4 protein-coding genes and 1 pseudogene are annotated in these 5,170 nt (G+C 41.4%); 3 read left to right on the forward strand and 2 right to left on the reverse strand.

The genetic code is table 11. From position 1 onward, the window contains the following. Positions 1 to 167: 167 nt before the first annotated feature. The gene (locus tag F6K18_RS35690; protein ID WP_287528063.1) at positions 168 to 1,343 is read left to right on the forward strand and encodes a thioester reductase domain-containing protein; all 1,176 of its coding nucleotides are present in this window, start codon (positions 168 to 170) and stop codon (positions 1,341 to 1,343) included. 854 nt (positions 1,344 to 2,197) lie between these two features. After that, positions 2,198 to 2,347, forward strand: coding sequence for a hypothetical protein (locus tag F6K18_RS35695; protein ID WP_287528065.1), 150 nt, complete (start codon positions 2,198 to 2,200; stop codon positions 2,345 to 2,347). A gap of 281 nt (positions 2,348 to 2,628) precedes the next feature. Here F6K18_RS35695 and F6K18_RS35700 read toward each other — a convergent pair whose 3' ends face one another. Both F6K18_RS35700 and F6K18_RS35705 read right to left on the reverse strand, forming a co-directional pair. Next, complete coding sequence (locus F6K18_RS35700) at positions 2,629 to 4,002, reverse strand: relaxase/mobilization nuclease domain-containing protein (protein WP_287528068.1); 1,374 nt, start codon at positions 4,000 to 4,002, stop codon at positions 2,629 to 2,631. Then, positions 3,999 to 4,376, reverse strand: coding sequence for a hypothetical protein (locus tag F6K18_RS35705; RefSeq protein WP_287528071.1), 378 nt, complete (start codon positions 4,374 to 4,376; stop codon positions 3,999 to 4,001). The genes F6K18_RS35700 and F6K18_RS35705 overlap by 4 nt, the downstream gene beginning before the upstream one ends. Before the next feature lie 88 nt (positions 4,377 to 4,464). Here F6K18_RS35705 and F6K18_RS35710 point away from each other — a divergent pair. Further along, positions 4,465 to 5,149 (forward strand): annotated as a pseudogene (locus tag F6K18_RS35710) (IS1 family transposase). The last annotated feature ends 21 nt before the right edge of the window (positions 5,150 to 5,170 follow it).

Genomic DNA, 5,170 nt, shown 5'->3' on the forward strand with positions numbered 1-5,170 from the left:
TGTTGATATTAAGGTAGGGATGTACCCATGACAAGGGACGTTTAAGAGAGGAGCCGTGTGAGGTGAAAGTCTCACGCACGGTTCTGAAGACGAGTCGGTTTGGTAACAAACTGGCTTAGTTTAACGAGACTTTTAGCAATTCAGAAGAATCTAGCGGGATAGAAGGTATGACAGTGGAAGAGTTGCTTGCAGAAGTTGTTCTCGATCCAACAATCAAACCGAACTTTACGTCTGTTGACTGTTATGCTGAACCCAATGCTATTTTCTTAACAGGAGCAACCGGATTTCTTGGTGCTTTTTTACTTGATGAACTCCTCAGACAAACCCAAGCCAGGATTTATTGCTTGGTTCGGGGCTGTAAGACGGATGCTGAAGCCCAGCAGAAAATTGTCAAAAACCTTGATCGCTATTTACTAGAATATGACAGTTTCAACTCCAGAATTATTCCGGTGATCAGGGATTTATCCTCCTCACTTTTAGGACTGAACGAGCAACAATTTGAACAGTTAGCTCAAGAAATTGATGTTATTTATCATGCTGCAACTTTCTTAAATTTAGCCTATCCCTACACAGCTATGCGAGCTGCCAACGTGTGGGGAACTCAGGAAATTCTGAGATTAGCGAGTAAAATTCAACTCAAGTCCGTCCATTTTGTCTCTTCATACGCTGTTTTTAAATCGACAGGATATTTCAACAAAACATCAATTCTAGAAGATGATGATCTCGAAAATTGTGGAGTGGTTTATGGAGGTTATGCTCAAAGTAAATGGGTCACAGAAAAATTATTGGAAACGGCTATTTCACAAGGTATTCCCGTCAGTATCTATCGACCCGGAACAATCACAGGTCACAGCCAAACAGGAGCCTATAATACCGATCAAATCTGGGGTTGCTTGCTGAAGAGTTTTATTGAGCAAGGCATTGCTCCTGATCTTAATATAGAGTTCGATCTAACACCCGTAGATTATGTTAGTCAAGCCATTGTTTATCTATCTAGGCAGCAAGAATCCCAAGGAAAAACCTTCAACTTAGTGAATCCTGAGTGTTTAAAGATTGGAGAACTTGTCAATCTGATCTGTTCTCTCGGCTACCCTATCGAGCTAATAGATTATGCGAAGTGGGAATCAAAAATGCGGGATGTGATTTTGAGTTCCCCAGACAATGTTTTAAGTCCCATCTTGCCGTTTTTAACCAAAAAAATTTCTGGAACTCAGCTCACCTATTTAGAGGCATCTTCTTTCACGTCAAAGTTAGATTGTGAGAATACTATGAAAGGACTTACCTATACTTCTATCACTTGTCCTTCAGCAGACAGCAAATTACTGCGTACCTATTTGGGCTAAAACTAGCGAGGCCGTCATCAGGGGCGATAAGGCTGGAAACTGTTACTGTGCAAGGCTTTCAGGAAGTGAAAACTGATGCTTTGCAGTCGTGAAGATATTGCAGCTTCTGAGCAGTTCCTGCAAAATTTAGCGGGGAAACCCCAGTGATGAAATAGCTAAAATCCAATCATCGCGAAGGTTTCAGTAATTTTAGTCGGGAATCGACTAAACCGCACGCACCGGATGTCACATCCGGTGAACGGTTTAGCTCAATTGTCGTCAAGACCCGCTCAAACATTGAAAACTGCAAAATTATCTAGATTGCCCTCAGTGACAGCAATGCTAGTTTTGCCCCTAATTGATAGTTTAATTCCTCTCGCTGTTGTTGTAATTTCTCTTTTCCTTTTCTGTTAGAGAACGAGCAATCAAACATCTAAGTTGTAGGAGTTTTGTCACCTAAATACTACTTGTCGAGAGAGTAAGATTGTTGAGTTGAACAATTGTAGTTTTTTTCCCTACATGGAGAGTGAAAAAAATCGGGGGAGATAATAATATATGGTAAGATGGACAAATGTCTAATTACTCCGAACCCGTTATCTACCAACTCAAAGTCGTATTACAGGGTATTAGTCCCATGATCGGGGTTTGAGTAGCAACCACGAACAAAGTGACGTTAAGAGATATGTGAACACTGTACCAGTTGAACCTTCCTGAAATGACTTGACTGAAACCCTTGATATCTCGTTGTAATTTACTGTATCAATAAAACTTTAGTTTAACTGGTACACTTGAGAGCCAGAGAATTGTCAACAAAAATTAAGCTCTAAAGAGCTTGCTGTGCAAGGCTTTCAGCCTTAGCGTCACTTTTAGTACAGATGCTACTTGAATGCCTGATCTGGCGTCGTTTACTGGTAAAAAGCGACAGTACCATAGAATACCTGCATTATATCCTCCAAATTGCAATGGGATGGGAAGACATTCACCTTCATTCTAATTCAAAACCTCCTGAACTCGTCTGTTGCTGACGTTCCCGCTCTCTTTCTCTGTTGCGTCTATCTAATGCTTGCTTTATCTGCTCAAAAAAAGCAGCAGTCAAGCTTGAGCCGTTGTCCTGCCATCTCCCCTGTTTCCACTTGGCATCCAGGACAATTTCTTGAGCTTCATTTTTCCGTAAGGTGAGACGTTGCTGCTCTTGATCCCAAGCTACCGTGCGATACTTGCCTTCTAATAGATGCGATCGCGCATCTACCAGAAGTTGAGCTAGTTCTGGAGCAAGGCTTTCAACCCATTGCTGTTGCTGGTTTTGCTATTTTAGTACTTCAGATAATGCGCTCGACTCTATCGGGGGTTGAGTAGTTTCGGGTTGGGTCATTTCGGGGGCAGCTTCTGTAGTGAGTAGTTTAGATAATGCGCACTTGTCTACAGGTGGTTGAGTCGCTTCGGGGGAAGCTTCGGTCGAGTTTTGTTGAGCTATATCTTCTATTAAGAGTGAAGATTCAGATGAGAACTCTTCAGATAATGCTCTAGACTTGCCTTGCTCGACACTTTGATTAAATATTTCCTCGACGGCATTTATAGCTGCTTCCAATCTTGCAGCTTCAATAAAGTCGGTATCTGTATCGCGAGTTGTGGGAGCTGTTTCAGTAGAGTTATTTTCCACAAAATCCTGTTGTGGACTTGTTTCTAGAGTTTCCTCATTATTGTCAACCTGAGATTGATAATATCCTTCTAAGGCTCTCAACACCTTCTCTGCTCGTGGCTCTGGAGAGATTGAGTCAGTATCCGCTTCTAGTTCTGGTGAGGTTTCTACTATTTGGTTTGACCTAGATGGTTCGGGTAATGTTTCATCAGTATGCGGTGGTCGTTCCGCAACAGGTAATCTATATCTTTCTAACTCCGCTGCATCTCGTTCCACATCATAGCTAACTCCACGTTTCTGTAAACCACTCCATCCATAAGCTTTTCCCAGTTTACTGCCTTTGAATGCCAGTCCGTCCAGCTCAAAGGAAAATCCATTCATTTTTCCTGTAGATGCGATATTTGCTCTTACTGTTACTCCGGCATCCTCTAATCTTTGAGCTAGTTGGGTAGCTGTTGGGCGATCGGCTACTGCCCTATCTATCAATTCTTGTAATTGTATCCGTGGCGGTGTAACTCCTGTACGTTCGGCTTTTTTCCTTTCCCGGTAAGTCTCCCTAGCACTTTCTCTCTTGCTATATCCGGGCGTTCGGGTTAGGTTGTACTTCTCTTCTAGTTCTTGAGTCGCGGCGATCGCTCTATATACATCCTGGCTATCTCTCCATACTGGCCCTACCATTGGAATTTTACTGGCAACTATATGAACATGGTCGTATTCTGTGTCATTGTGCCGAATTATTGCGTAGGGTGTATATTTGTCGAATTTCATTTTGTCCATGAAGTCTACTACGACATCAGACCATTGATTTTTTGATAAATATTCGCCTTTTGATAATGTTAATGAGCAGTGCCAAGATGGATTTTTTATGTTTGGTTTCAAGCTCTGCACTACTGCAAATTCTTTTATTAATCCATCGGGATTATCGCTGGCCAGTGTGCCTCCTATCCATTGTGCCCTATCCTTTTTGTTTTTTTCTCCAGGGCTAAATACATAGTTAATGATTGTTTTAAAGTTTTTTCCTTTGGTTATTTTGGCTTTCATCCACCAATTAATTCGGCTCTCAGTTGTTCTACTTTCTCCCTGATTTCTAATATTAATTCAGTGGGGACTGGTTCAAAATATCCACTGTTTATTGCTCTCTGATATTGATTTAAGTTGGCAGATAATCTAGCTAGTTCTAACCACACTTTTCGATTGATTTCTGGTACTGGTTTTGGTAGAGAGTTTTCCTGGTTGAATATAGCAGCTCTGATATAAACGCCTTTTTGTACTCCTGCTTCGTTACACATCTGCTCAAAAATTGCCATCTCTTCTTTGGTTAGTTGGGAGTAAATGCGTTCTGTTCGCTTTTCAGAAGGACTAATTTTTTTTCCTCTGGAGCTGATTGAGTTGAGAGACGATTCTTTTTTGCTCATCAATTTTGTACTACTACAAACTGCTCTCGCGCGTTAAAAACTTCGGTGTTGCACAATAGAGAATGATATTCTAGAATTTTCTAGACAGATGGACTGTCCTGATTGTCAAAGTCATAAAGTAGTGAAAAATGGTCATCGTCAGGGCAAACAGAGTTATCTGTGCCGTAACTGTGGCCGTCAATGCGCGAGAAAGCCCCTGTCCTGCGGGTTATAGTTCTGATATTAAAGAGCTTTGTGTGAAAATGTCCCTATTTGGCATGGGATTGGGAGCCATTGAGAGAGTGACTGGTATTTCCCATAACACAGTGCTGAACTGGGTACGACTTGCACCAAGCACAGATTCCCGATCGTAACTATGAAATACCTGAAACTGCTCAAATAGATGAACTACAAACTTTTATTGGCTCAAAAAAAACCAAATTTGGGTCTGGACAGTCGTCAACAGCAAAATGCCAGGGATTCTGAAATTTGTACTTGGCGATCGCTCGTTAGTTACCTTCACTATATTGTGGCAGATGATTCACGGTTGGGCCTGTTTTCTTTATATTACAGATGGATATAAGGTTTATCCCTGTTTAATCGACGATTGCGATCACCTAGTAAGCAAAACAGCGATGACCAGAGTGGAAGGAGAAAACTGCCGTCTAAGACACTATCTAGCTAGGTTACATCGTAAAACTTTGTGCTATTCCAAGTCCATTGATATGTTGTACAGATCAATTCACCTGCTGATCTATTATTTGAAACATCGTCAAATTCCTCAATTCTCATAATCATTCGTCACTGTGCAACGC

Source organism: Okeania sp. SIO2C2, from assembly GCF_010692625.1.
In the GTDB taxonomy this organism is placed as follows: Bacteria; Cyanobacteriota; Cyanobacteriia; order Cyanobacteriales; family Microcoleaceae; genus Okeania; species Okeania hirsuta.